Source organism: Shewanella sp. 10N.286.52.E4 (assembly GCF_041468785.1).
GTDB classification, from domain to species: domain Bacteria; phylum Pseudomonadota; class Gammaproteobacteria; order Enterobacterales; family Shewanellaceae; genus Shewanella; species Shewanella electrodiphila.
The window spans coordinates 1-3365 of sequence record NZ_JBFRJJ010000040.1 but is presented as its reverse complement, the minus strand read 5'-3'; the positions used below and the strand labels follow the sequence as shown (position 1 = coordinate 3365).

The following is a 3365-nucleotide window of genomic DNA, read 5'->3' as shown; positions in this document are numbered from 1 at the left end:
ACTTCCAACGGAGATCATTGAACCTGCAAATTCATTTGTCATAGCTAGATAAATTCTTTTTAAAGCATAAATGTTCAATTTGAATTGAGGTAAGCAAAAAAATCACGTGAGTCCAGACATGGATGTCTGGCTAGCTTTCGAGGGGAAGGGACGCCCCATCGTAAGCGTTAGAGCTTCACTAAACCCAAGTTGCAGCTTGCCGAAGCGGGCTACAGATAAGGTTTAACGCTATGAAAGTCCCCATTGAAATCTTTCGCTTTTCGGAAAATTTCGTAGGGGCAGCGGGGTGTTCCAAGAGGGTATTGCTGTTGATACCCTTTTGGTCGGGTGTGGGCGAAGCGCCACGACCTTGATCCTAATCCAAACGAAGTTTGGAAATGTACTTTGGGATTGATGACCATATGACGACCTTGATCCTAATCCAAATGAAGTTTGGAAATCAAAGTTGAATAAGCGGTATTAGGGTTTCATTAAGTATAGGTAAGTTCCAAATGCTTAAGCTTAAAAGATATCACTAGTATTTAGTTAACACTAGTGATATTGTGCCACTAGTATTAACTAAACACTAGTGGTTGTTACGTGAATGGAATTGACAAAAAAGATATCAAAGAGCATGAAGAAGCCGTTGATCTGTTGGTTAAAAAGTTTAGTAAAGAACTCAACTCAGGCACTTCTGCACTTGTGCTGCTGAGTATATTGAACAACTCAGATAAACCACTTTATGGATATCAGATTTCCAAACTTTTAGGTCACTCTAATACTGACAAGCAAGGAGTTATCTATCCTGTGCTGCGGAATATGGAGGCTAAAGGCTTATTGAAAAGTCAGGTACTCCCTTCTGAAAGCGGACCTCCTAGGAAGTACTTCACTATCTCAATATTGGGCAAAAAAGTATTAGAAGAGTGGTTGCAGATTTGGCAACGCACTCAGCTTTTTGTAAATCAAATAATTACAGGCAAATCAAATGGAAACGATGAAGTCAAATAAAGCTATCGAAAAGGATATTCAACATTATTTACGTGAGTTAAGTGCCGCATTACACAATCAAGATTTATCATTAGTACAAGATGCTAAATTTGACGCGGAAAGTCACTTTCGTGCAGCACTATTAGAATCAAGTAATAAAGCCAATCCTATGCTGGATATCATCCAAGATTATGGTACTCCGCAAGTTATTGCTCAGCATTACTGTGACATGGAGTTAACTGTTGATTTGGCATTTAATGGTAGAAAAGAGTATCAATCAAATGTTCAATCCGGTTCAATTTTCTCGATATTAAAAGATACTGCGGCCTTTAAAGCGCTTATTTACTATTTTATTAGCTTCCCATTATCTATGGTCTATATAGCTTGGGTGTTATTGGTTGGGCTAAGTAGCGCCGTTGCATCCCTTGTATTGATTGGCATACCGGTATTTATTTTTTTCATCAACTCAATGCGATATTTCTCATTATTTGAAGGGCGATTAATTGAGCCGTTATTAGGTGAGCGTATGCCACGTAGGCCTAAATTTCTGCACAACCTATCTCAGTTCAAGTCTCTAAAAGGGGTTATAGCTTTAATTAAAAATCGTGAAAATTGGACTTCGATATTGTACCTATTGCTTCAGTTACCATTATCTTTACTGTATTTCACCATTTTCGTTTTACCAGCAGTATTTTCAATTTTGCTATTGTTATCGCCAGTTATTGACCCATTGATCAATACGATAAACCCTTCTTTGAGTATTGATATTAATTGGTACTGGCTCCCTATTTCCACCCCTCTTAGTCTTATCGGTTTAATGCTGTCGTTACATGCAGCAAAAACTATTGGAAAACTGCATGCAAGATTTGCTAAGTCTATGCTGGTTTCAATTTAACGAGAAAAGTTAAATTCTAGTTCTTAAATATGAGTATTTAACAATGAAAATATTGAAGACGTTTGGAGAAAGGTACCCTATTAGTGCTTTTCTGATTCTTTGCTTTGGATTTACCTGGTCAATTTGGTTTACCGTTCCTTTCTTTGCAGGTTCTGATTGGTCGTTAGGGCGAATATATGTTGGTGCAGGTTTCGGGCCTGCATTAGCAGCCATTTTTATGAACCAGCTATGTGGTCATGGAGCTGACATTGGAAGTAAAAAGTGGTTGTTATGGTTTAGTGCTTTTTTCGCATTGTTGTTTGGATTGTATTTTTCAATACTGCTAACTGGTAATGGCATTACAGCTGAAAAACTTTCTCAGGCTAGACCTGCTGGCATTTCTGTTACAGGAATCCTAGGTGTAATAGTGTCTGCAGTAATTGGGAGCTTTGTAATCGCCTCTTTGGCTGTTAGTCGTTCAAAAGCATTAAGTTCAGTGAGCGAGTGGCGTGTATCGATTAAGTGGTGGTTAATCGCTTTGTTGCTCCCTTCAGTATGGATGATGTTAGGTGTGTTAATGGCTAGCATGACTGGAGAAAAGATACAGGCAGAGGCAGTTGAGCATAATTTAGAGTTGCAGACTTGGGTTTTATACACCGCACGTTCAATATTGCTCACATTTTTGGTGGTCGCTATTGGCGAAGAGGCAGGTTGGCGAGCGTGGATGTTACCGCGTTTACAGCAACGATTTAGTCCACTTCTCAGCTCGGTATTTATCGGTATTGCTTGGGGTTTATGGCATTTCCCATTATTCGTTATCGGGCAATATAGTGATCCGCCTGAAATGGTTTTTGCTAAAGCAGGCGCTTGTATAATGTTGGGTATTGTTTTTACATGGCTATATAACCGTACAGGGGGAAACCTATTGATGGTGGTTTTGCTTCATACCGCTATGAATAGTTCACCAAGATTTGTTCCTTTTTCTGAGCAAATGGGGGTATTTTTAATTTTATCTCTCATCTGTATGATTGTTTTCGACAGAATGTGGCGAAAAAGTAGGATACAACTTTAGCTTATTATCCTAATGGCTTAATAGAGTTTATTTAGTCGTGGATTGCGACAAACGACAATCAGAGGATTAAACCTTCAATTGCTAGCTCATATATGAACCCATCAAAAAGCCTCAATATGTTCATATTGAGGCTTTGTTATATTTCCAATACCTATATAAAAACCTTAAGCACTTTGAATAATCAGCTTTAGATCCGCAACCAGCTCTTTATTCAAAATCTGTGGTATTTTTCCTGGTTGTTGTTTGGGTTTAAACACAGCGTATTTTTCACCCTTTGGGTGACACTAAAACATAACTAGCACTGTGGTCGACTTGATAGTCAGGAGCCGTCAGACTCTGACCCAACTAATTGTAAGTTGGTTAGAACAAACTAAACTTTTATGTTTATGGCAACTCAAGATCGTGGCGCTTCGCCCACATCTTTTGTAAAGAGCGACGAAAGGGAAACAACAG

Annotated in this window: 3 protein-coding genes; all 3 read left to right on the top strand. The window is 38.7% G+C overall.

The features are described from left to right. Positions 1-579 precede the first annotated feature (579 nt). Genes AB4153_RS18625 through AB4153_RS18615 form a run of 3 tightly spaced genes read left to right on the top strand, consistent with a single transcriptional unit; the run spans position 580 to position 2912 of the window. Positions 580-987, top strand: coding sequence for a PadR family transcriptional regulator (locus AB4153_RS18625; protein ID WP_371998358.1), 408 nt, complete (start codon positions 580-582; stop codon positions 985-987). Then, positions 974-1861, top strand: coding sequence for a sensor domain-containing protein (locus AB4153_RS18620; RefSeq protein WP_303516467.1), 888 nt, complete (start codon positions 974-976; stop codon positions 1859-1861). Before AB4153_RS18625 ends, AB4153_RS18620 begins: the two co-directional genes overlap by 14 nt. Positions 1862-1904: 43 nt before the next feature. Beyond that, positions 1905-2912 carry a CPBP family intramembrane glutamic endopeptidase gene (locus AB4153_RS18615; RefSeq protein WP_371998357.1) on the top strand — a complete coding sequence of 336 codons (1008 nt, stop codon included), beginning with the start codon at positions 1905-1907 and terminating at the stop codon, positions 2910-2912. Positions 2913-3365 lie beyond the last annotated feature (453 nt).

Excerpts from the sequence above, each read along its gene's own strand:
- AB4153_RS18620 (WP_303516467.1), top strand. The coding sequence starts at position 974 with ATGAAGTCAAATAAAGCTATCGAAAAGGATATTCAACATTATTTACGT.
- AB4153_RS18615 (WP_371998357.1), top strand. The coding sequence starts at position 1,905 with ATGAAAATATTGAAGACGTTTGGAGAAAGGTACCCTATTAGTGCTTTT.